This is a genomic window from Paenibacillus sp. 7516, from assembly GCF_002272715.1.
Taxonomy (GTDB): domain Bacteria; phylum Bacillota; class Bacilli; order Paenibacillales; family Paenibacillaceae; genus Paenibacillus; species Paenibacillus illinoisensis_A.
In genome coordinates, this window is the sequence record NZ_NPBI01000006.1 from 226,664 (window position 1) to 249,610 (window position 22,947).

General features: G+C 44.8%; 25 protein-coding genes and 1 riboswitch. Of the genes, 13 read left to right on the forward strand and 12 right to left on the reverse strand.

The genetic code is table 11. The features are described 5' to 3' along the window. Positions 1 to 59: 59 nt before the first annotated feature. From CHI14_RS04450 to CHI14_RS04465, 4 genes are all read right to left on the reverse strand, one after another. Positions 60 to 413, reverse strand: coding sequence for an MmcQ/YjbR family DNA-binding protein (locus CHI14_RS04450; protein WP_095287217.1), 354 nt, complete (start codon positions 411 to 413; stop codon positions 60 to 62). A gap of 148 nt (positions 414 to 561) precedes the next feature. Continuing rightward, positions 562 to 1,815 (reverse strand): MFS transporter, encoded by a 1,254-nt coding sequence (locus CHI14_RS04455; protein WP_095287218.1) that lies wholly within the window; start codon positions 1,813 to 1,815, stop codon positions 562 to 564. A 165-nt stretch (positions 1,816 to 1,980) separates the two neighbouring features. After that, positions 1,981 to 3,090 carry a threonine aldolase family protein gene (locus CHI14_RS04460; protein WP_481856390.1) on the reverse strand — a complete coding sequence of 370 codons (1,110 nt, stop codon included), beginning with the start codon at positions 3,088 to 3,090 and terminating at the stop codon, positions 1,981 to 1,983. Between the two features lie 150 nt (positions 3,091 to 3,240). After that, positions 3,241 to 3,582 (reverse strand): iron chaperone, encoded by a 342-nt coding sequence (locus CHI14_RS04465; RefSeq protein ID WP_481856391.1) that lies wholly within the window; start codon positions 3,580 to 3,582, stop codon positions 3,241 to 3,243. 249 nt (positions 3,583 to 3,831) lie between these two features. Between CHI14_RS04465 and CHI14_RS04470 the strand changes: the two genes are divergently transcribed. Further along, positions 3,832 to 4,278, forward strand: a complete 447-nt coding sequence (locus tag CHI14_RS04470; protein WP_095287221.1) for a hypothetical protein — start codon at positions 3,832 to 3,834, stop codon at positions 4,276 to 4,278. A gap of 47 nt (positions 4,279 to 4,325) precedes the next feature. Beyond that, positions 4,326 to 4,778 carry a hypothetical protein gene (locus CHI14_RS04475; RefSeq protein WP_095287222.1) on the forward strand — a complete coding sequence of 151 codons (453 nt, stop codon included), beginning with the start codon at positions 4,326 to 4,328 and terminating at the stop codon, positions 4,776 to 4,778. Between the two features lie 132 nt (positions 4,779 to 4,910). Here the strand turns inward: CHI14_RS04475 and CHI14_RS04480 are convergent, their stop codons facing one another. Next, positions 4,911 to 5,327: an Lrp/AsnC family transcriptional regulator gene (locus CHI14_RS04480; protein WP_095287223.1), complete on the reverse strand. Its 417-nt coding sequence runs from the start codon at positions 5,325 to 5,327 to the stop codon at positions 4,911 to 4,913. Between the two features lie 215 nt (positions 5,328 to 5,542). Between CHI14_RS04480 and CHI14_RS04485 the strand changes: the two genes are divergently transcribed. Next, on the forward strand, positions 5,543 to 6,304 hold the full coding sequence (locus CHI14_RS04485) for an MBL fold metallo-hydrolase (protein ID WP_095287224.1): 762 nt from the start codon (positions 5,543 to 5,545) through the stop codon (positions 6,302 to 6,304). Positions 6,305 to 6,369: 65 nt separating this feature from the next. Here the strand turns inward: CHI14_RS04485 and CHI14_RS04490 are convergent, their stop codons facing one another. From CHI14_RS04490 to CHI14_RS04505, 3 genes are all read right to left on the reverse strand, one after another. Further along, positions 6,370 to 7,383, reverse strand: coding sequence for an ABC transporter substrate-binding protein (locus CHI14_RS04490; protein WP_095287225.1), 1,014 nt, complete (start codon positions 7,381 to 7,383; stop codon positions 6,370 to 6,372). 833 nt (positions 7,384 to 8,216) lie between these two features. Further along, positions 8,217 to 8,492 carry a barstar family protein gene (locus tag CHI14_RS04500; RefSeq protein WP_095287227.1) on the reverse strand — a complete coding sequence of 92 codons (276 nt, stop codon included), beginning with the start codon at positions 8,490 to 8,492 and terminating at the stop codon, positions 8,217 to 8,219. Positions 8,493 to 8,508: 16 nt separating this feature from the next. Beyond that, positions 8,509 to 8,898 (reverse strand): ribonuclease domain-containing protein, encoded by a 390-nt coding sequence (locus tag CHI14_RS04505; RefSeq protein ID WP_095287739.1) that lies wholly within the window; start codon positions 8,896 to 8,898, stop codon positions 8,509 to 8,511. 180 nt (positions 8,899 to 9,078) lie between these two features. Next, a riboswitch (ZMP/ZTP riboswitch) is annotated at positions 9,079 to 9,160 on the forward strand. A gap of 51 nt (positions 9,161 to 9,211) precedes the next feature. On the opposite strand from CHI14_RS04505, the gene CHI14_RS04510 reads away from it, so the two are divergent. Then, positions 9,212 to 10,066, forward strand: coding sequence for a bifunctional 5,10-methylenetetrahydrofolate dehydrogenase/5,10-methenyltetrahydrofolate cyclohydrolase (locus CHI14_RS04510; RefSeq protein ID WP_095287740.1), 855 nt, complete (start codon positions 9,212 to 9,214; stop codon positions 10,064 to 10,066). Between the two features lie 147 nt (positions 10,067 to 10,213). Here the strand turns inward: CHI14_RS04510 and CHI14_RS04515 are convergent, their stop codons facing one another. Beyond that, a complete protein-coding gene (locus CHI14_RS04515; RefSeq protein WP_095287228.1) occupies positions 10,214 to 10,837 on the reverse strand; it encodes a hypothetical protein in 624 nt (207 codons plus the stop codon). Positions 10,838 to 10,861: 24 nt separating this feature from the next. Beyond that, complete coding sequence (locus tag CHI14_RS04520) at positions 10,862 to 11,707, reverse strand: helix-turn-helix domain-containing protein (RefSeq protein WP_095287229.1); 846 nt, start codon at positions 11,705 to 11,707, stop codon at positions 10,862 to 10,864. Between the two features lie 120 nt (positions 11,708 to 11,827). On the opposite strand from CHI14_RS04520, the gene CHI14_RS04525 reads away from it, so the two are divergent. Both CHI14_RS04525 and CHI14_RS04530 read left to right on the forward strand, forming a co-directional pair. Beyond that, positions 11,828 to 14,191, forward strand: a complete 2,364-nt coding sequence (locus CHI14_RS04525; RefSeq protein ID WP_095287230.1) for a beta-galactosidase — start codon at positions 11,828 to 11,830, stop codon at positions 14,189 to 14,191. Positions 14,192 to 14,441: 250 nt separating this feature from the next. After that, a complete protein-coding gene (locus CHI14_RS04530; protein WP_170948018.1) occupies positions 14,442 to 15,491 on the forward strand; it encodes a Gfo/Idh/MocA family protein in 1,050 nt (349 codons plus the stop codon). Positions 15,492 to 16,161: 670 nt separating this feature from the next. Here CHI14_RS04530 and CHI14_RS04540 read toward each other — a convergent pair. Together CHI14_RS04540 and CHI14_RS04545 are read right to left on the reverse strand one after the other, a co-directional pair. After that, positions 16,162 to 16,389 carry a helix-turn-helix domain-containing protein gene (locus CHI14_RS04540; RefSeq protein WP_095287233.1) on the reverse strand — a complete coding sequence of 76 codons (228 nt, stop codon included), beginning with the start codon at positions 16,387 to 16,389 and terminating at the stop codon, positions 16,162 to 16,164. Between the two features lie 9 nt (positions 16,390 to 16,398). Then, entirely contained in the window at positions 16,399 to 16,875 is a 477-nt protein-coding gene (locus tag CHI14_RS04545; RefSeq protein WP_095287234.1) for a DUF2975 domain-containing protein, read from the reverse strand. Between the two features lie 167 nt (positions 16,876 to 17,042). On the opposite strand from CHI14_RS04545, the gene CHI14_RS04550 reads away from it, so the two are divergent. The 7 genes from CHI14_RS04550 to CHI14_RS04580 all read left to right on the forward strand — a co-directional run bounded on the left by CHI14_RS04550 (position 17,043) and on the right by CHI14_RS04580 (position 22,932). Further along, positions 17,043 to 17,960 (forward strand): helix-turn-helix transcriptional regulator, encoded by a 918-nt coding sequence (locus CHI14_RS04550; protein ID WP_095287235.1) that lies wholly within the window; start codon positions 17,043 to 17,045, stop codon positions 17,958 to 17,960. 83 nt (positions 17,961 to 18,043) lie between these two features. Beyond that, positions 18,044 to 18,559: a DinB family protein gene (locus tag CHI14_RS04555; protein WP_095287236.1), complete on the forward strand. Its 516-nt coding sequence runs from the start codon at positions 18,044 to 18,046 to the stop codon at positions 18,557 to 18,559. A 43-nt stretch (positions 18,560 to 18,602) separates the two neighbouring features. After that, positions 18,603 to 19,172 carry a YdeI/OmpD-associated family protein gene (locus CHI14_RS04560; protein WP_095287237.1) on the forward strand — a complete coding sequence of 190 codons (570 nt, stop codon included), beginning with the start codon at positions 18,603 to 18,605 and terminating at the stop codon, positions 19,170 to 19,172. Between the two features lie 92 nt (positions 19,173 to 19,264). After that, positions 19,265 to 20,014, forward strand: a complete 750-nt coding sequence (locus CHI14_RS04565) for a YqcI/YcgG family protein (protein ID WP_095287238.1) — start codon at positions 19,265 to 19,267, stop codon at positions 20,012 to 20,014. 112 nt (positions 20,015 to 20,126) lie between these two features. Beyond that, the gene (locus CHI14_RS04570) at positions 20,127 to 20,774 is read left to right on the forward strand and encodes a LysE family translocator (RefSeq protein WP_095287741.1); all 648 of its coding nucleotides are present in this window, start codon (positions 20,127 to 20,129) and stop codon (positions 20,772 to 20,774) included. A 333-nt stretch (positions 20,775 to 21,107) separates the two neighbouring features. Then, the gene (locus tag CHI14_RS04575) at positions 21,108 to 22,031 is read left to right on the forward strand and encodes an ABC transporter permease (RefSeq protein ID WP_095287742.1); all 924 of its coding nucleotides are present in this window, start codon (positions 21,108 to 21,110) and stop codon (positions 22,029 to 22,031) included. 19 nt (positions 22,032 to 22,050) lie between these two features. After that, positions 22,051 to 22,932: a carbohydrate ABC transporter permease gene (locus tag CHI14_RS04580; RefSeq protein ID WP_095287743.1), complete on the forward strand. Its 882-nt coding sequence runs from the start codon at positions 22,051 to 22,053 to the stop codon at positions 22,930 to 22,932. The last annotated feature ends 15 nt before the right edge of the window (positions 22,933 to 22,947 follow it).

Genomic DNA, 22,947 nt, shown 5'->3' on the forward strand with positions numbered 1-22,947 from the left:
AAGGTGGGTTTTTGTCTTTTACCTTTTAACTTGAACTTAATAGGATATAATATCCTGCACTAAGCTTCGCTCTTCTTTTTTACCCGCTTGGGCTTTGTCAATTCATAACTGTGCTTAATCATCCCTTGCACATCCTCCACAGGCAGATTACCTTCCACATTAACCGTGTTCCAGTGTTCCTTGTTCATATGGTAACCGGGAATCACCTCCGGGAATGCGTTTCGCAGGAAATCTGAACGTTCCGGATCACACTTCAGATTTACACTGACATGTCCGTTGTAGTTGTGCAATATGAGTGCAAATAATTTTTGGTTTCCTTGGTGGCGTATCGCCGTCCATCCTTCTCCAAATGGATGATCTTCATATGAACTGGGATACGACAAGCAGTATTCCGTTAATTCTTCCAACGTCATGATCTGTTTTCCTCCATTATAGAAATCCTTCCATCCCATTTTGTATGAACCGCTGGTTATATGCAAGTTTAGTTCAGCGTGAATGAAAAAAAAGAACCGGCACTTCATGCCGATTCCTATGTATTGCACATATGAAGTTATTGCTGTACTACACCTCTTGGGCAACTTGTGGTAATTTATCCGGTGCTTTGTGATTCATGATTGGAATCATGGCCAATGCGCCAATGAGAAATAAAAACCCTGCTCCGCTATAGATCGTGCTCAGCGAAAAGGCATCTTTTAACGCACCAGCGAAGGACATGGAAATGACCATCATGCCTACGAACATCGGATTCAAAACGCCATTCACGCGGCCCACAATGGAAGCCTCCGACCATTTTAGAATCATGGTGCTAATCCCTATATGAATGCAAGGGAACACCAGTCCATTCAGAAATTGAACGGTCAGCGTGACGGGAACACTTGTTGAATAACCCACGATGGCTGTACATACCGCACCCGCTACCATTCCAATGGCCAGCAGAATTTGCGGTGGAACCCTCTTCGCAAATGTGGCTACTATTCCCCCACCAATTAGCATGGCTGCACCATTCACCATCAGAAGATATTGCAGGAATTCCTTGCTCCTGCCAAGCTGCTCCGTAACAATGAACAGGTTGAGCGCTTGCGCTACGCCAACGGAGAGACCCGCAAGGATAAACGCCAGCCCGAGCATCCGGAGGACCTGACTTTGCCAAACGTAACGAAACCCTTCCACGAATTCTTTTCGGAACTGCCCTTTAACCGCAGCCGTTTGTGTCTGCATCTGATCCTCGGGCAGACGAACAAGAACGAGTGCGGACAGCAGGAAAACGATGCCCATAACAGCGATGGATATTTCCAGGCCAAACGTGCTGTATACGAAGGTGCCAAGCATCGGACCAAGCACCATAAAGATGGCCATCAGCGATTGGAATAGAGCCATGCCCTGCTGCAGCTGTTCTTCTGCAACATGATACTTAAACAATCGCATGCTTGAAGGTTGGGAGAACTGTGACAGAATTGCCGAAATAAATGCAACAAGGTAGACCGAATGCCATGAGCCGTAATGTATGGTCAGGAGAACGGCAAATACCGATACGGCAGATAATACATCACACCATATCATCGTTCGTTTTGGCCGCCAGCGATCAGCAAAGGTACCTCCGATGAACGAAAACACAAAAATCGGGGCAAACTCGGCCACACTAATGAGTGAAATGGCGTATGGATCATTATTCGTTGTCTCTGCCACATATAGTAGAATTGCAAAATTCCGAACCCAGATGCCGATCTGTAGGAGAACGCTGGATAACAAGATTGTCTGAAGAAACCGATTGCGAAACAGGCTTGGTGCATTAGTGCCTTGGACTTGCCTATTCAATCCCCTCAACCTCCATTTGTCATAAAGATGTCCATACTTTAATGATCTGACGTCTCCCTTCAAATCATAATTATACGGACATCATCTTCCCGCGCCTCCGACTAAAGACTGATTTTTCCAATTCGGACGATTTCCATGAATTTACCATTAACAATGAAGTCCAACTCAGCGCTTCGGACCATGCGAACGCAGCTGTTCATCCAGCCATATCAGAGCAGATTGCAGCCTATCTTTCGGTATGGTTTCATATCGGTCTCCCAGAGAAAGTTCAAATGAACAATGCCCGGTCTCGCTGTTTTCGTTTAGATACGAAGTTAACCCTATTCCAAACTGCTGCGTCATTCTGCTGAGAATGGGTTCAGCCTCAGCTGGAGTTCGTTCGATGTACACATGAAACATATTCGACACGGGTACTTCGGGCAGCGTGCGTACTCCATGACATTGATTCAGCAAAGAAGCGAGCTGCTTCGCTTGTTCATAATAGATTCCCATTTTATTGATGCGTTGATCATAATAATATTGGGCACTTAGAATATAAGGATACAGACCGATCAGATCCCCACCAAACCGGCGTTTCCAAACTCGGGACTCCTTTATCATATCCGTATCTCCAGCCAGTATGGCTCCTGCAATACCGCCAATGCCTTTGTAAAAAGATACATACACACTATCAAACAAGCTGCAGATCTCTGCTGCCGACTTCTGATAATAAGGTGTGATCTCAAACAGTCTGGCTCCGTCCAAATGCAGCTTGATTCCCCGTTCACGGCAATAAGCCGAGATGGCTTCGAGTTCTTCATATGGAGGCAGTTGGCCGCCAATCTCCCGCTGGGGCAATTCAAGCAATAGACAGGCTATGTCGCCTTCGATAGCTTGTACATCTTCCAATCGTATCAATCGGTCCTTGTCACCAAGCAGAACCGCTTCAATCTGATGAAGCTCCTTCAACGTATTCTCTTCATGAATTTCAATGTGACACAGGGGATGATAAGCTACACGCTTCAGTCCCTTTAGATCACAGTAAATCCGCAACGCTATCTGCTGTGACATGGTACCACTTGGGAAAAAGATGGCCGCCTCCTTGCCCAGTACTTCAGCCATCTGCCGCTGGAAATGTTCAATGGTTTCTCCACTCCCGTAATGATCGCTGTCCATCTCACCGTCAATGTGCTGAAATGCTTCCTGGAGAACCTTGATTTTGCGGCTGCCATGACCGCCAACGATATACTCCGCCTCCATGAACGCTTCCATTAATGAATCCGGTGTATCGCTCAAGCCATATCCTGCAGTCTCTTCAGCAGATGTCTCTTCAAAATCATCTTTAGTTTGATTACCAGTATGTTGCCCCATCTGGCTCACACCTCTCTATTTAAACTTTACATAACCATTGTCATTCGCGAAACGCCGTTATATCATGCTTTGCTTTTACTTCCGCCAAAAAGTCGAGCAGTCTGCCTTGTCTGTAATATTAAAAGCAATAATTCTCTCCAGCAGAGAGAAATCCACGGGTTGGCTCCATTTGATTCGAATCAATTCCTTCGTATGATCATAGCCAGCCTCCACAATCTCGTCTGAAAACTGAAGAATGCCTGCCTTCTCGGGAGCAATCGCCATATGCTGTTTGGCAACGCTGAATCCAATAATGAAGGTCTCATGGTCCGTAAACATGGGCTGATTCCATGCAATCTTGGCCTTTAGGTTAGGAAATTTCGTAGCCACCCAATTCAGCACTTCTTCGACTCGAGCACGCTGTTCCGGGTTATCCATCCGTGTCAGAAAATCCTCAAATTCTTTCAAGTAAATTCCTCCTATATAGAATATAGTTTAGTCCGTTTGTTTAATTGGCAACTTACTCTTTTCCTCAAGTATACACGTTCATTTCAAGTCTCTAAATAAGAATTCGTTTGATTCATGCTGTATCTCTCTGGAGCAGCTCAAAGTTCTTGCCGCTAAGCGGACAACTCCTTCCACTGAGCAACATATCATATGGCAAAATGATAGATTGGAGGAATTGCTATGGTTCGTACACTTGACGCCCGTACGTCACTGGGGTCAGCAGGCATTACCCCGCTCAACGTCCCGCTTGGCGCAAATACACCTACCCTGCTCGGGATTGTTGGACTCAATATTTTCAATCCGGGGCCGATTATTCGAACGCAATTCAATGGGACCTATCGGATCTCCGTGTCCAATGTGTCTTCCTTGCCTTCTTCTATTCGTTTCGAGATATTCAGAGGGGCAACTTATACAGGCCAACCGATCTATTTGGTTTCCCAGCCTGTGTTTCCTAACGACAGTACAATTCTGGCGAGCTTTGAAGGTTCGGATTACAATGTGCCAGCACCAGCCAATGGGCAGCTCGTCTACTCCTGCTTTGCAACGTTCGTCCCTGTATCCGCTTCAGAACAAGCCACCCGGCTTGGACCGGAATGCTTCAATGCGGTCGCTTACAGCGACGATTAACTCTACGTTTCGATTACTCCTTAGCTTCGAAGAAAGGAGGACTTCAAATGGTTAAGACATTAGATGCAAGAACTTCTCAAGGATCTAAAGGTCAGGGCGTTCTCACTCCCAGTTTCACAAACGGCGTTCCATTGTTGTTCGCCCAAGTTGGGCTGCAAGTAAGTAATCCGGGTCCAATCATCCGCACACTTTTCTCAGGAATAGTAACGGTAACCGCCAATCAGTTATTTAACAACGGTTCTCTTGCCATTGAGGTGTATCGTGGTCTGGGAGCCTCGCAGCAGCTTGTGTACCGCGCAGAAAAGACTGTCCTCGGGAACCCTTTCTTCAGCCCGTGTGTGCTCAGTTTTACGGGTTCCGATTATAATGTGGCTCCGCCGGGAAATGGACAGCTCGTCTATTCTGTCTATGCGACATTCTCCTATGGTCCGGATACCGGCGTAAGTAATGTCCGGCTCGGACCCGAAAGTTTCAACGCAACGGTGTATTCCGATGACTAAGTTGATGGTTCGGACAAAATAACGCTATCATGTCTCGTACGTATAGACTAATAATAAGGATGCTCGATCCAATCCAGTGCTCTCCGATGGCTAGAGCTGGAGGGATAAGGCGTCCTTATTCTTGTTTCCTATTCAATTTTGCTTGTTAATGACAATGGAAACACTATAGTTCGCATGTTCGTTTAAACGAACAAGGAATTGATCCAACACCTCATTGGATGGAAATCTGGCCTCCAGAATGTAACATCCGTTTCCGCTCACTTTATAATTATTTAGTACAAAATCATTCTCTTTTTTAACAAAGGACAGGAATGACTGATGATGTGGATTCGTCAGTTTGATCGTGATAAACGCATGGATTAAACAGTTTAATTTGACTTGATTTACTTGGACGGTGTATTTTTCAATAATTCCGTTTTCCTCCAGCTTCAACACTCTCGAAGCAGCTGCTTGGCCAGTGAGATGAACCTTCTCCCCCAGCTTTTTCATCGTAATTCGACTGTTCTCGGACAGCTCTTTAATAATTAATTCATCTATGTGATCGAGCACTCGTTATCCTACCCCTTTTAATTTTAGTATCATCACCAATGAAAACCCAATTCATGAGATAAGTAAAGCTTACTCTATTCTACATATAAACCCATCATGAAAAGAAATACTTTCATTATTCAAGCAAATGAGAAGAAAGACTTGATTCTATGCATGTACGCAAACATGCGGAGCGTGTAAGCTATTTATATATTCATGATCAAAGGAGAATTACAATGAAAATAACTCAAATCCGAAATGCTACGATTATCGTTGAATATGCAGGAAAACACTTTTTAATTGATCCATTCCTGGCTGACAAGGGCGTATACCCTCCATTCCCAAATTCCGCGAGACAGGATCAGAAGAATCCATTGGTCGACCTTCCGACTTCTGTTGAAAATATAATCCGTGGTATCGACGCGGTGATCGTTACTCATCTTCATTTGGACCACTTTGATGATGCGGCAAAAGAAGCGCTGCCCAAAGACATCAAAATGTTTGTACAGAACGAAGCTGATGCGTCTGAAGTTAAAAATGCTGGCTTTAACAACGTAGAGATTCTTCATGAAGATTCGGTATTTCATGGAATTCAACTGTTTAAAACAAAAGGGGAGCATGGGAGAGGAGAAGTCTTGAAGCTTGCTGGCGAAGTATGTGGTGTAGTCTTTAAACACACTAGTGAGCAGACTTTATATGTAGCAGGGGACACCGTTTGGGTCGAATCTGTTCAAGAAGTGATCCACACTCACAAACCTGAAGTTCTTGTTGTTAATGGAGGAGATAATCAGTTTCTGGAGGGTGGTTCCTTGGTTATGGGCATAGAAGATATCTATAAAGTATACCAAGCTGCACCAGACGCGACAATCATTGTAGTCCACATGGAAGCAGTTAACCATTGGGGTCTTTCCAGAGAAGACTTAAGAAGCTTTTTGAAAGATAAAGGGATCACCAGTAACATTGCTGTTCCTGAGGATGGAGAATCCTACGTAATTTAATTCAGCTATAAAAAAAGGAACACTCCTCCGTCACTTCGTGACGGTCAGGAGTGTTCTTCTGCTGCTTACTTCACTGAAAGCAAGCTGTCCGTAATAAATTTCAGTTGTCCTTCCAAAGTGATCGGATCGTTATATGTGTCCGAAGTGTTATCCAGCTGGAAGACATGTCCTTCTTTAACAGCAGGAAGATTCTCCCACAATGTGTTGCTGTATACGACTTCGGCATCACTTGTATCGCCCGACCATGGGCTGGTAAAGATGATGTCACCTGCATATTCCGGCAGCACTTCCATGGAGATCGAAGCAAAGCCTGTTCCGCTGTCAATCGCTTCTGCCTGAGCCTTGATCGGGGCCTTCAAGCCAAATTCACCATAGAGGATTTCACCGCCACGACCATAGTTATGGCCGAATACGTACAATCCCTTCGCGTATGGATTCAGAATGGAGACAGTACGGTCACCGACTGCGGCTTCTACTTTGGGTTTCCATTCGTTAATCTGCGCTTCCCAGTTTGTAACCCAGGCTTTCGCTGCATCTTCCCTATTCGTTAGCTTGCCTAATTCAAGCATAAGATCTTTATAGTTTAGTTTACCATACTGGATCTGCACCACAGGGGCAATCTGAGACAATTGATCAAGGCCCTCTGTGCCCGTATAAGCGATGATCAGATCCGGTTTGAGGCTTACCAGCTGTTCCGCTGTAGGCTGCTCACCCAGATCAGTTGTTCCTTCACTTATCAATTGATCCTTAATATACTTATTGCCCATTGCTCCAGAGAGAGCTCCTACCACGGGAACATCCAGTGCTATAAAGTATCCTGTCGTAAACGCCGTCAAATCAATGATACGCTGCGGTGTTTTGGGTACCTCGACTTCTCCCGCATCCGATTGGTATGTAACTGTCTCCCCTTCGTCAGTTGTTGCTGGTTCAGCTGCTGATGCTGAGTCAGTTGTCTGCTCTGCCGTGTTTGCACTTGCATCGGTCGCTGTACTCGTCGTCGCGGTTTGACCGCATGCACTTAGTACCAGCAGCACGGTTAGTGCCAGTATAAGCAAGATCGAATTAGATCGTCTCAACAATGTAAACCCACCCTTTTTTTAATTGATATTGATAATCGTTATCACTTTATCATGATGCAGTCTATTTGACAAGCTAATTCTAATTCTCTTTGTAAAATGTAAATATATTAATGTTTCACCCCGTAGACAGATTTCCATTCCAGGATCAAAAAAAAGCCGCCATGGGCGACTTTTAAGACAGATTGTTTTGTTTTCGACAACTTTATAGTCTCGCTACCTTATCCAGTATTAGCTCTCTCTCAAGGTACCATGATCAACTACCATCCAATTGTTATCCCTATATTGCAACGTTAGTTTTACAGAGATGAAACCCTCATTCGAACGATATTTACTTACCACAAGTGTGGCCTCATTCTTCTCGTCTGCCAGCTCAACCTTTTCAATCCGCAGTAAAATTCCTCGGAGATTGCTTGGATTACCTTCATATAAACCCTGCTTAAGCAATTGTTCATAAGTTAGGTTATAAACGTCCACCTTATATTTCGTTCGTAAGAATTCCATTATATGTTGTCCATCCGAATCACTTAATGCAGGAGTCTGATCAGAGTCTATTGATATATACTCCATTGATCTGTTAAGAGCTGAATCCGTCCATATGACCTCTTCCAATGCTGCAATGTATAGTCTGCTTAGACTGTTATCAGCATCTGCATTCGTAGACATGCTCGAACAAGATGTTGTCAGACTAACCAGTGATAGAACATAAATGAAGTACAACAACTTCCTGGGGATGACCCTCACCTCCTATGGATTCCTAAACTCATTAACGGAAATCTCAAGGAACATGTTGCACAATAAAAAAAGCAGTCCTCAGCGGACTGCCCGTTCGATTTTTACATTTTCAGATCCAATTGAAACTGATCCAGCTCTTCTTCTGCGTCACGCATTAATTCCACTAGCTGATCAGCGTATTCTCCAAGCACAGCCCTGCTGGCCTCAAAATTAACCCATTGAATGGTTAGTGGAATTGAAATGAAGCCTGTAATGACATCCCATAACGCATCGAGATTCCGCCCGTAAGATTCATTTAACCCCAGCTTCGCCTGAAGAATATCATGCAGCTCTTCTTTTCCATGAACATCATTTCCATCAATGATTACTGTCTTCATACCATCCTACCTTTGGTCATTTGATTTGTTCAAACGTGCGATAATGATCGGTTGTCTTGTATATTAAGCCATCACTGGAATAGAGGATTCGGTCACTTCCCCGGGTTCCACCGGAATAATTGATATCTGCCTCGTACCACGTTCTTCCCTTTTTCTTGGGTAACAAGCTTTCCCGATTCTGAAAAATATCGCCGCCGATACTCTTGCCAGGGGCCACATCTTGCAGATTTCCTTCACTTGGTTCCCAGCCTAAAGCTCTGGCCTCCTTCTTGGTAATATAATTATCCGGAAGTTCCTGATGCTCGGCAAGATAATTGGCGACTTCGTCAAATTGGTTCAAGACAGCTTGAGTCTGGGTCGAATCATCTACAGATAGCGATTCAAGCGAACAGCCTGCGAACAGCATCGTCGCAAGAATAATGAGTACAGCACCTAACCATTTTTTAATATACACTGCTTATAATCTCCTTTTAATCTTCTTAACTCAAAAAAGTATATACCAATCTAGACACAGTTCCAAGTATAGCTAAATGTTAAAAGGATTGAAGTCAATTTCAAAATGAAGTACTATCAATTTAATATTGTTATGGTCATATGTAACTGGCGAACACGGTGAACCGTGAGGGAGCATATGATGTCTAATCAAGCCGTACGCCTGGGCAGAGGTAAGGAAGTTTTATTTCCTTGCCTCTTTTTATTTGGAAAGGGCGATGATGAGCATGAGTACAGAGAAGCTAATGTTGAGTGGACAAACGGTAGCGGACTTCATGAAGGAAGAGATGACTGCGAAGGTTGCCATGTTGAAGGAGAAAGGAATCACGCCTTGTCTAGCTACTATTTTGGTCGGTGATGACCCCTCTTCAGAAACATATGTACGAATGAAAGGCAATGCATGTGCCCGAATAGGTGTACATTCCATTAAAGTGGTTTTGCCTGCAGAGACTACAACGGAACAATTGATTCAGGAGATAACCAAATTAAATGAAGATGTATCCGTACATGGCATTCTATTGCAGCACCCGGTACCGCAGCATATCGATGAAAGAGCCGCTTTTGATGCAATTAGCATAGAGAAAGACGTGGATGGCGTTACCACCCTAGGATTTGCGTTAAATGCCTTTGGAGTCGCCGCTTTTCCATCCTGCACACCACAAGCGATTATCCGTATTCTGGATTTCTATAACGTTCCAATTGAAGGCAAGCATGCTGTGGTCATAGGAAGAAGTCCAATTCTGGGTAAGCCCGTTTCAGCCATGCTGCTTAACCGAAATGCAACGGTAACTACCTGTCACTCCAAAACCGTCAATCTGGAAGAAATCGTGAAGTCGGGAGATATCGTGATTGCTGCCGTTGGCAAACCCTGTTTTGTACAAGGAAGCTGGATTAAACCTGGTGCAGTTGTCGTTGATGCAGGCTACAATAAAGGCAATATCGGTGATGTGGACTATTCATCCTGCTTGACTCCGTCATCTGCCATTACACCCGTCCCTGGTGGGGTGGGTCCCGTAACCATCGCTACGCTGATCGAACACACCATCAAATCAGCCTGCATGCAATCCATAAAAACATCATAATATGTACGAAAGCACGCAAAGCTCACTCTTTTCTTAAGGGCTTTGCGTGCTTCACTCTGTAAAGACATAAGGGGTAATGTGCATTGAAAGTGAGTGCGTACGTGTGCTAATACCATTTTCGTTACTGCTTATCTGTTCATGTTCTTTTTATTTTTTGGCATATTGTAAAATGGCCGTCGCCGCACGAATACGAAGTTCCTCGTCTTCGCTCTGTAATGCATTCTTTAGTACATCGAGAGCTTCCTGTACTGTCCCGTCATCTACGCAAACCGGATGTTGAACTGTCGTTTCCGTTTCGGGAGTACTTGAAAGCCACGGATCCAATTGAGCCTGTGAAAGTGGATACTCGAATGCTGAAATGATGGAATCATTCGAAATCAGAGCACGCACCTTATCGTTTATCTCTGTCAGTGGAATTCGCCCCAACCACGTTACGCCTCGCCGATGACATATCGAATCTTCTCCAGTGCTAACGGAATCATCGTAAAAATAGTCACCCACATCCCCAACATATATCCACTCATCGTCATGAATTAAGACATGATCTCCATCCTGCATGATGTTTACAAATGTCTGTAGGTTAGCTATTACTCCGCTCAGTTCCGATTCAGGTATTGCGTAATGCTGCCTGATTTGCTCTTTCCATTCTTCATCCGGCAGTTGTTCCAAATCCCCTGTAGCTGGCCAATCGATCCCAATAAAGTTATCTTCCAGGAAGGCTGCAGTTCGATCAGTTCCGTGTATGGTGGATTCGATGTGAAAAAGGTTCATGCTGCACTTGTCCTCCTCTAACAATCAAGCTTGAAGGTTATTTTTTCGTTTACGAAATGCCGATGGTGTCTCCCCAAAGGCTTCACGGAATTTTCTTGTAAAATGTATACCGCAGTCGAATCCGACATCCGCAGCGATCTCTGCGATTTGCCGGTTCGTTCCAGCGAGAAGCTGCGCTGCCTTCTCCAACCTAAACTTGTGAACTGTATTTAGAATCGTATCCCCTACCTGCTCCTTAAATAAGTGAGAGAGGCGTGAGGTGGATAAACAGCATCGGTTCGCAAGTTCCGGTATGCTTATCTTCTGCGCAGGATGCATCTGCAGATTCCGCATGATCTCCGCAATTCGGGGATCCATCGTCGCCGGAACATTCGGTGGATAGGTGTGTTGAATGTGAATCAACGTCTCCTCCAGGGCCAGCTCGGATAATCGGCGATATTGTTCCGAACGGCCTTCCGAAAATCCGTGACGCACCAATCTTCGAAGTGCATTCTGCATATCGTGCTGTACCTCTTCCGAAACAATCCGCTGGTAGATGAATCGAGCTGACGTTTCGGGAAGCTTCAACCAAGTACTCCAGTGGGGATCGGGTATGAAGTGCACCCATATAAATTCCCAATGTTCCTGCTTCGTTCTATAATGGTGCGGAAGCCCTGGCATAAGAATCGCCACATCCCCAGCTGTGCAGGTTATCGAATTCTTGCCATGCTGTATTTCCCCTTCACCGGAAAGCGTATACATTAATAACCAGTCGATGCTCCCTGTGGGTCGATGGATCTCATATCCGTTCAACTCCTTGTAATGACCTGCGATCAATATTCCAAAAGGTCTGTGTCCAACTATAGCATAATCCGCATGTTTTTCAGCCATTATCACACTACCTCACTATGATCTATTCCATATAAAATGTAGCTGTATCGATATTTCTTTTATTTTTGAACACAGTAGAATTCATCGTAAAGAACATATCACAAGGAGGTCCTCCCAGCAATGAGCCACATTTCAAAATTATCATTGATAGATGCAGACTGTAAAAAAATCCATCCGGGAAAATTGGGCATGCATGGTGGAGCTAATCCCAAAGGAGATGCCTTTGGATTTACCAATTATTATATGACTCGTAACGGTGAGCCCTTCATCCCGATCGTAGGTGAATTTCACTTCTCCAGGTTTTCATACTTGTACTGGGAAGAAGAACTGCTGAAAATGAAGGCCGGTGGAATTCACATCGTCGCCACATATGTATTTTGGAATTTCCATGAGGAAGAAGAAGGGATTTTTGAATGGGGTGGAAATCGGAACCTGCGCCATTTCATCGATCTGTGTGCCAAACTGGATCAGCCCCTCATCCTTCGTATCGGTCCATTCTGCCACGGCGAAGTTCGCAATGGAGGAATTCCGGATTGGGTAGTTTCCAAGCCTATTGAGATCCGCTCCAATGATCCCGGATATCTGAAGCTGACACGCAGACTGTATCGGGAAATCGCTAGTCAAATGAAAGGAAGCCTGTATCAGGACGGAGGACCCGTGATAGCCGTGCAGTTGGAAAATGAATTCATGCACGCCGGAGCACCGAATGATGCCTGGGGTTACAAGACCGGTAAGTTTCTGTCCTCGGGAACCGGAGGTACAGCTCATCTGGCCGAGCTGCGCTGCATTGCCGAGGATGCAGGCATTCGTCCTCTGTTCTTCACGGCTACCGCTTGGGGCGGAGCTGCCGTTCCCGAGGAAGGCTTTTTGCCCATGCTTGCAGGTTATGCTTATACGTCCTGGCTGCCTGACCAGCCTCCAAGCAAGGAATTTGTGTATCGTGATCTTCATATTACTCCGGCAGAGCCCGTTCATTTCGATACGCCCGAATATCCCGTTGCGTATTGTGAAATGGCTGGCGGTATGCAGGTCAGTTATAATGTGAGGCCATTCGTTCCGGCAAACAGCATCGAGGCCATGACCCTTGTCAAACTGGCCAGCGGCAGCAATCTGCTGGGTTATTACATGTATCACGGCGGCTCCAACCCCGTCGGCAAGAAGAGTTACCTCAATGAGCAGTTCCTGCCGAAAATTACGTATGACTACCAGTCTCCCTTGGGTGAATTCGGCAGAGTCGGTGCATCCTATGACCGCATCCGCGCCATCTCCTTGTTTCTTGAGTCTTTCGGATCGCTCCTTGCTCCGATGAAAACGGTTCTCCCAGAGGGACAGTCTGCCATCGATCCGACCGATACTGAGACATTACGCTGGTGTGTCAGACATCAAGACGGCTCAGGCTTTGTTTTCCTGAATAATTTTCAGGACCAGGTCGACCTGCCCCGCCGTAAAATACGAATCGAATTGGAAACATCCAAAGGCAGCGTTGCCTTCCCTGCTGAAGGTGAACTTGAGCTTCCTGAAGGAATCGGATTGATGCTGCCGTTTAATCTGGAACTTCATGGCGTGTCCCTACTTAGCGCAACGGCTCCACTGCTCACCATGATCGATACAAATCAAGACAAAACGGTTTTCTTCTATGCACATGAAGGAATGACACCGGAATACGTCGTTTCCAAAACGAATCTAAAGGATGTGCAGTGCAGCGGAAGTGTAATATTGGACCACGGATCATATTATGTGATTCAACCAAGCGTGGACAAAAATAATTCAGTTAACTTCCTAACCACAGATGGAAATTCCGTACGTTTTGTGCTGCTTTCCAGAGAAGAAGCGCAAAAAGCATACACCTTTGAACTATGGGGACAACCAACGCTGGTTATCAGCGATTGCCCCGTAACGGTCAGTAATCATCAGCTTATCTGCACATCGACAGGATCTTCCCATATTGCTATTTCGCTGTATCCCAAGCCAGAGCAAGATTTGCAAACCCAAAGTTCTAGCACTGTTCATTGTCAAAACGGGGGATCCACTCTTTTCACAACCTATACAATAGACCTGCCTGAATATACACCAGAGGTGTTGGTGAAGAAACCAGCGGACAAATCGGCCTTGCTGCAATTTGCCGGAGAATGGCCGGCACATGTTCATGATGTGTGGCTTGAGATCGATTATGAAGGTGATGTGGCCGAAGCGTTCCTGAATGGCCGGCTCATAACGGATCATATTTCTTACGGCAAGACCTGGTCCATAGGTTTAAAAGAATTCTATACTCAGCTTGAATTCTCTGAATTGCACTTATCCATAACGCCGCAGCGCAGAGGAACGGTCCATACCTTTGTCAATCAGGCACAAATTGAGCGCTTTGAGGGAATCGAGATTGCCGAATTCCGCCGCATTGAAGCCATTCCGCAATATCAAGTCGCGTTGTATCCGGTTAAAACTGCTGCTGCGATTGGACAACTATCCGTCCCATTCTCCAGTTAAGATAATCTAAAGTCCTGAATTTGTTCAGATCGAACAATTCAGGGCTTTTTGTCATATAGCTGTGTAGGTTAACTCCGAAAATAAGATGGATTAAATGTCCGTTCAGATTCTTATAGATATTTGTGTTACACGTGCTTTTTCCAATTCTTTCGTTGAAAATGCTTAGCTACGTGGTATCCTTGAGTAGAAAATACAGGGAATACACATACATAATTCTTTTAGAAGAAGCATGAGAAGTGAGGGGATTTTTTTGAGTAAACCAATTCGCTTTGGAATTATAGGATTCGGCTGGAGAGCAGAAGCTTATCTAAGGATCGCGAAGCAGCTCCCCCATATATTCAATATCAGCGGCGTAGTTGTACGTAATCCAGCCAAATATGTGGAGGCTGCCAAACGTTGGGACGTCACCCTTTACGAGTCATCGTATGAAATGGCCCGTCATTGTGATTTTCTTTTGGTTGCTGTGTCCAAAACATCCGTTCCTGCCGTCCTTGAAAAACTTGTTTCATTACAGCTTCCTCTCTTGGTTGAAACACCGCCGGCTTTTGATGAAGAAAGCTTCAAGACAATGTCCTCTTTTGCCGAGAAAAACGGTCAGATTCAGATTGCAGAACAGTATCCCCTGCTGCCGCATCAGCTCGCTCGAATGTCCCTGATCCAGTCAGGGAAACTGGGTCAGGTTCATCATGTTCAAGCATCGATAGCACACGGTTATCACGGGATCAGTCTGATACGTAACTGGCTGTCGCTCACGGATATCAGCTGTGAAATTGTCGGCCGCCGCTTTGAGCTTCCGATTCAGGAAGTACCTTACCGGGGTCGACAAGTCCAGGATCGAATCGAGAATGAAGTTCAAGAGATCGCCATGTTGTCTTTCCGTAACGGCAAGAGTGCTGTTCTGGACTTTACTCGTTCTCAATACTTTTCGCCACTCCGGCAAAACCGGGTTCTGATTCGCGGGTCCCATGGGGAGATCCGGGATAACGAAGTCACGATCAGCTTGGGTACCGATGCGTATGATACATACTCCATCCACCGAATTCAAAGCGGCATGGAAGGAAGTCTGGGACCGCTCTCCCTTCGTGAGCTTCGCGCTGGACAAGAGTGCCTGTACCGTAATCCCTTCTCTTCTGCCCCGTTTTCCGATGAAGAGCTGTCCATGTTTGAAATTTTGACACGCATGTCTGCTTTCGTAAGAGAGAATATCTCTTTTTATCCCCTGACGGAAGCTCTCAAGGATGTACACTTGTCTCTGGCCATAGAAAGAGCAATCTCAACAAAGGAATCGATAAGCATCTGATTTTAATCAGTCATCTGAACGAATCGTTTAGCGAAATCGCTCTTTGAAAGGTGTTTCTTACATGTTTGCAATGGTCATTACAGATTCTATATTCTTATTTCTTGGGCTGTGGTATGTTATGTATCTTATATCCCAACATTCCAAGGATCCGGACCGCTCATCAGCTCGAGTCATGAGAGCTATCTTAGCCTTATCCATCATTATTCTACTGGTTCAAGATTACATCGTTAAAACGGTACCGTCTAATACCATATTAATCGTCGTTTTTATTGCTTCTTGGATAGCCACTATTTCATTGTCAGATAAGAACAGAGAGAAGAAGTAATTACGATGTCCTATTCTCTGCACTGAATTTTTATTTCATTATAAACATTACAGACTCTTTTGGCGTTTGTCTCTACAGACAGCCACTGCAGAGGATCAGCTATACCACTCCTCCAACCAATAAGGAGATGTAATCATGATTGGCTCAATGGTTTGAACTCATTCATTAGAAACCAAAAACGAACTTACTCCCTAACAGGAATAAGTTCGTTTTTGCTGACTTATCTATGAGAAGATTTATTCAATTGTTCTATCCCCAAATATAAACAAATCTTTACTGACATATTTACTTCAGTCTTAAATAATGTTCCTGAAAGTAACTGGTATTAGGCAGCGTATGTCAAGACTACTCAATGCCGTCTTCGTCTTCGTCCGCTCTATATTCTAAAAGATCTCCCGGCTGACAATCCAGCGCTTTGCAGATTGCCTCCAATGTGGACAAACGTATCGCTTTCGCCTTCCCGTTCTTCAATATGGAAATATTGGCGATCGTGATTTCAACTCTCTCCGCAAGTTCGGTAACTGTCATTTTCCGCTTAGCCAGCATCACATCAATATTGATTATAATAGCCATGTCTTCACCTCAAACCACTAGGTCATTTTCGGATTTAATATCAATGGCTTGCTGTAAAAGTCTTTGGAGAACAGCGGAAAACACTGCAATGACCAGCGAAGCAAAGATGGGAACCATTCCGACAATAATAAGCCCTGGAGCATCATCTTTATCTGCTACAAGAAAAACGAACGGCAGCATCACGAAATATAGGCTACTAATTACAATAGCACAATATTTTATGATTTTTAAAGATCTGACTGAGAATGAAGAAAAGGCTTCGTTCTTATCGATATAGCTCAGAAGACGGAATGACTGGAACAGCGCAATGATAAACGGTATGACAGAGATATACATAATGATCACAATAGGATATAGCGAACCGGCATAAATCGGATTCACCGGATGATTCGCTAACCAAGGTATGCCGAAGATGCACAACGCCAGAACGGGAAGCCCAATAAGCAGAACAGCCATTTTCAAAAAGATTGTTGAACCTCGTTTCACAAAAAGCACCTCACTTGTTTTAAGTGATTTAAATTTATCACATCATTTATCGTTTTACAATAAATAATTATTGATTTTTATTGTTTTATTATTGATAAGCAATCACTTGTGATATAATAACGACCAATGATAATGAATAAAAACGGTGGACAAGGCGGTCCTTACTCATGAAATTGGAACGATTAATCTCTATGATCTATAAACTGCTGAACAACGAAGTTGTCTCTGCTTCCATGCTGGCCGAAGAGTTTCAGGTATCCCCAAGAACCATATATCGGGACATCGACGTGATCTGTGCCGCCGGCTTTCCTGTGGTTTCCTATCAGGGAATGAACGGCGGGTATGGCATGATGGACGGATACAAGATGGACAAAAGCCTGCTCGGGTCGTACGATGTTCAGTCACTGATTACGGTTCTGCGCAGTCTCTCCACTGTATTTGAGGATGAGCGTGCACAGGGCACGATTGAAAGACTGCAAACGGTTGGCTCTGAGCAACAACCTCCGACCCTGGCGGTTGACTTGGAAACTCACCGTACGGATCATTATACGCTTCGCGAGCTACGGTCGGGGATCACGAAGCATATCGTTGTCCGCTTCGATTACATTAACAACCGGAATGAACGCACAACCCGTGAGTTGGAACCCGTGATGCTTTATTTTAAATATCGAAATTGGTACGTATATGGATTCTGTCGAGTACGTCAGGATTACCGGGAATTTCGTCTATCTCGAATGATGAATCTTTCGCTGACCCAAGACTCATTCCTACCCCATAGTGAGGTGCCAAAAGAGCGTTCTTTGCGAAACGAGGAATGGCAAAATCAGATAAGTGACGTTGTCTTTCGGGTTGCACCTGAGGTACTAGCTGAAGCGCTGGACCATTTTCATCAGGCAGAGAAGCAATTTAACGAGGACGGAAGCATGACCATGCAAATTTCCGTTTACCAACCCCTACAGGCAAGATGGCTTCGATCATTTCTGCTGGGATTGGGCAGTGGAGTCGAAGTGATGAAGCCGCGAGAACTTCGAGGGATTTTGAAAGAACAACTGCAACAAGCAATCCTGCTATACGAAGAAGTATGACACTCTGTTGTCATACTTCTTTTTTTATAATCACAACAGATTCAAAAACAAAAATCATTGTATTACAAAAGGAGATATTTTAAATGACAAATGTTTCAATGGAGATGCTGAATTACCACACGTGGGCCAACCAAACGATCCTGGGCAGAATCAAGGAATTGCCCTCATCTGTACTAAGTCAGGAATTGAACAGCTCTTTCCCCACCATTGCCCATGCCCTAAGCCATATCTACGCAGTCGATCAGATGTGGTATCTCGTTTTATCAGGTATGGCAATGCGTGAAGCGCTGCAAGAGTGCATGGCATTAAATGAAAAAACATTCCTTACCGTCGAAGAGTACATGGACACCTATGCCGAATTGGCAGAACGGTACAATGAATGGATACAGCGTCAAACCGATTTGGAGCAAACGATCATACTTGATAATCCATACGCCGGCATCTGCGAAACAACGTTGTCCAACATGCTGCTGCATGTGGTGAATCACGGCACCTACCACAGGGGCAATGTATCTACAATGCTGCGTCAAATGGGGCATGCATCCACCATGAACGACTATTGTCTGTATTGGTATCAACAACCCGTACAGTCCAATTAAAACAACAACGAATCAGGATCATCAGGATTGGAGCAGTCGAACAATGGAAATTCAGAATTTACTCTTTGTAAACTCAAGAGAAGACTTAAGATTGTGGTTGCAGACCAACTGCAGAACTGAAACTTCCTGCTGGGTTATTGTAAGCATGACTCCAAAGCCGGGTACGCTATTTTATTTGGACGTCGTGGAAGAATCCCTTTGCTTTGGTTGGATTGATGGGCTGAAGAAGAAAATTTCTAATGCAGAGCTTGCACAGAGACTGTCACCCCGAAGCCATAACAGTTCCTGGACTGAATTGAATAAAGAACGGGTAAGACGTCTTGAAAAGCTGGGATTCATGAGAGATGAAGGAAGACGCGTGCTGCCGAACATGGAAATCGATTCTTTTCAAATTCCAGAGGATATTGAGATCAGGCTTAAAGAGGATACACAGACTTATGAGAACTTCATGGCTTTTCCCGCTTTATATACAAGAGTACGCATCGACACGATCCAGAGCGTTAAGAATCAACCCGCAGCGTTTAATCACAGATTGGATAAATTCATTACACACACACGAGATAACAAAATGTACGGTCAATGGCATGACGGTGGGCGCCTTCTAAATTACTGAATGATATTCACTTGCCTATCATATCGAAGTGATATGGGACAGTCACCATTTTGCCTCTGGACGATATCCTATAGGTAAAAGGAGGACTGTTCATGTCGCTTTTGTATCAACATTCTGAACTGGAGAACGACGATGCTCCTCTGGAAGAATGGAAAAAGGATGCCTACCGCTTGTTTGCCTCCAAAATGAGTGATCGGGAAGCACGTTTCCCTTGTATTCCGGCGACGCAGGCTTTCGCCATGGGGCATCTCCGGTATGGTTTTGTTTCTGGCTCAGATCACCAACCCGCTGATCGTAAACTCGCTGAGATCATTTCGGAATACGGCCGGGCATCGCGTTCTTTTGGTGAATATTCTTCACTGATTCTATTTCTTGAATTAAGGGATACGATGAGAACGGTTTTGGAGTATGAAGCGTTTTTTTGGGAGCTGTTAAGCCAGGTCAGTGATTTGGATGTAACGCCATGGCCGGAAGATATACCGGAGAACCCGGAGAATCCCTTATGGGAGTTTTGTTATGACGATGAGCGTTATTTCGTCTATTGCGGGACCCCTGCTCACACCAACAGGCAGAGCAGAAGTTTCCCTTATTTTATGCTCGCTATGACACCTCGCTGGGTACTTGAACAGTGGAATGCTCACCCCAAGAAAGCTGCTGCCATTGGCCCCAAGATTCGTGAACGACTTGCCGAATACGATGCTGTCCCCGCTCATCCTGAATTAAAACAATATGGATCGCAGGGGAATCTCGAATATAAGCAGTACTTTCTTAGAGATGATGATACCTCCCCTTCTCGTTGTCCTTTTCTTCGTGCTCTTCAAGTGGAGAAGATTCAGGAATAGAAGTTTACCCCTCCTTGTCCTAAAAGAGGCCTCCTTCGAATAAGCTGTACTCTGCAGATATTAGGAGGAGCGTCTCATTAACCGGATTCAGGAAAGGGAAATAATAATGGACATGGAACTGTATATCAAATATGTTCTGATTGGACTAGCTATCGCCATGCCAGTCGGAGCAATCACCGTAGAGATGACCAAACAGGGCTTGAAGAATGGCTTCATTCACGGCTGGGCTGTTGGTTTGGGTGGAATGACACTAGATGCAACACTGATCCTTGCAATGTATTTTGGATTCGCCTCCATCCTTTCCCTGCCTTATGTCCAGATTCCTCTCTGGCTTGTTGGAGCCGGTTTTCTTGCCTATCTCGGCTATGATTCAATTCGAAATGCAGACCAGGATATTACACCAGCCGACGAGAAGGTGAAGAAATCATTTTGGAAAACGTACCTTAAAGGCCTGCTTGTAGCCATCTCCCCAGGTAATCTGATCTTTTGGGTTTCCGTATTCGGAGCCGTGCTGTCTGATTCCTATCGTTCAGCCGGTAAGGAAAGCTTCGCTATTGCGGCTTGTGGTGTGCTGTGCGGTATTCTGCTCCACGACCTGGGTCTGGTCTCTCTGGTTTCTATTACACGAAAAGTGATGAGCCGGAGAATGATCCATTGGGTTTCCATTGCAGCAGGCATACTTCTGCTCGGGTTTTCGTTTTATTTTTTGTATGAATTCGTACTTTCTCTATGGACAATATTCAGTGATTGCCATTGTTGATCGGACAACCCTCCAAATCCTAAAGAATGACGAGATAGATCAGGAGCCCGTTTTTGCGGGTTCCTTTTTTGTTGTCTCTTTATAGACATGTGCTTCCTGATGGCGCTATATCGCTGTTTACAGGGCAAAAAGCAAGTAATGAATACCGGTGCAACGGATGACTACTCGCTGTAACAGCTCGCTATTCCGCACTCTAAGCACCATCTCCACAATCAAGGACTATCGACGGTAATTTCATCCCTCCACTATGATACAGCTATGCTTACATCCCATATGAACCCTTGAGGAAAGGAATGAAGTCAGATGCAAAGAAATACAAAAGCTACAACACTTATGTTCCCCGCCTCCAGAGCACCGACATTATTAGGCAGATTGGTTAGAAATCGATGGTTGTACTTCATGCTTCTGCCCGGCCTGCTGTACTTTCTTTTATTTAAGTACTGGCCGATGTATGGAATACTCATCGCCTTCAAGGATTACCAGCCATTCCTTGGCTTCTGGGATAGCCCTTTTGTAGGGCTCAAACATTTTGAACGCTTATTTAATGATCCCAACTTTATCGTTCTTTTCCGGAATACGCTCATGCTTGCCATGCTCAACATTCTGTTTTTCTTCCCTTTACCCATCGTTATTGCACTCATGCTAAATGAACTTCGCCACCACTTGTTTAAGCGAACCATTCAGACACTGGTGTATATTCCGCATTTTATGTCATGGGTAGTTGTCGTGGGGATTGCTTACATTTTCTTAACTACAGAAGGCGGTATCGTCAATGATCTCCTGGTGTACTTTGGCTGGGATAAGATTAATTTTCTGGCGAGCAATGAGTGGTTTCGAACTATCGTTACTGCTGAGGTGATCTGGAAAGAAACTGGCTGGGGAACGATCATTTTTCTTGCCGCGCTTTCAGGGGTCGATCCACAGTTGTATGAAGCAGCGCGGATGGATGGAGCGAACAGGCTTCGCCAGCTCTGGCATATTACCTTGCCTGCCATTCGCAGCACCATCATCATTCTGTTGATTCTTCGTCTAGGGAACTTCCTGGATACCGGTTTCGAACAGATCTTCCTAATGCTTAACGCCATGAACCGTGAAGTCGGGGAAGTATTTGATACTTACGTATACTCCGTGGGGATTAGCCAAGGGCAATACAGCTTCAGTACTGCAGTCGGTTTGTTCAAATCTCTAATTGGATTGGTGCTCGTGGTTGTAGCCAATCATCTGGCCAAGAGGTTCGGTGAGGAAGGAATTTATTAAGGAAGGAGCTCATCATGGAATGCCTATCAAACCTAGCGTGGGAAGTCGAATTTTCGATGTACTGAACATAACATTGTTGACTGTATTTGCTCTGCTCACGGTACTCCCCTTCGTATATGTTATTGCCGGCTCCTTCGCCACTCAGAAGGAATTATTATTACGTGGGTTCATTTTATTTCCAACAGAGTTTACACTGGATGCATACAAGTACATCTTCTCAACCCCCACTCTTGTCAAAAGCTTGCTTGTTACCATCTACATTACCGTGTTCGGCACGCTGATCAACATATTTTTGACCTGTTTAATGGCCTATCCATTGGCTCGAAGGGACATGGACTTCCGTAAACCGATTCTCATGCTGATCGTTTTTACAATGTTATTCAGTGGCGGCATGATTCCAACGTTTCTTGTGGTCAAACAGTTAGGTATGATCAACACGTACTGGTCCTTGCTTATACCTGGAGCCATAAGTGCTTTTAACTTGATCATTATCCGCAATTTCTTTCAGCAGCTTCCCGAGAGCTTGGAAGAGTCGGCCAAGATTGATGGATGCAATGATTTAAGCGTATTTTTTCGCATCGTGCTGCCTCTTTCCATGCCGGCAATCGCTACCTTCTCCCTGTTTTACGCAGTAGGGCATTGGAATACTTACTTTAGTGCTGTGCTCTATATTAACGATAACACCAAATGGCCAATTCAAGTGCTATTAAGGCAGTTCGTTATTTTGGCTTCTGGCGGAATTGGAGACTCCACGGCAATGGAATCAGACTATGTTTCCCCGCCGGAGCAATCCATCAAGATGGCTGTCATTGTTGTATCCACTCTACCGATCCTGCTCGTGTATCCATTTTTGCAAAAGCATTTCGCCAAAGGCGTATTACTTGGTTCTGTGAAAGGCTGATCGTAACTTAAATCA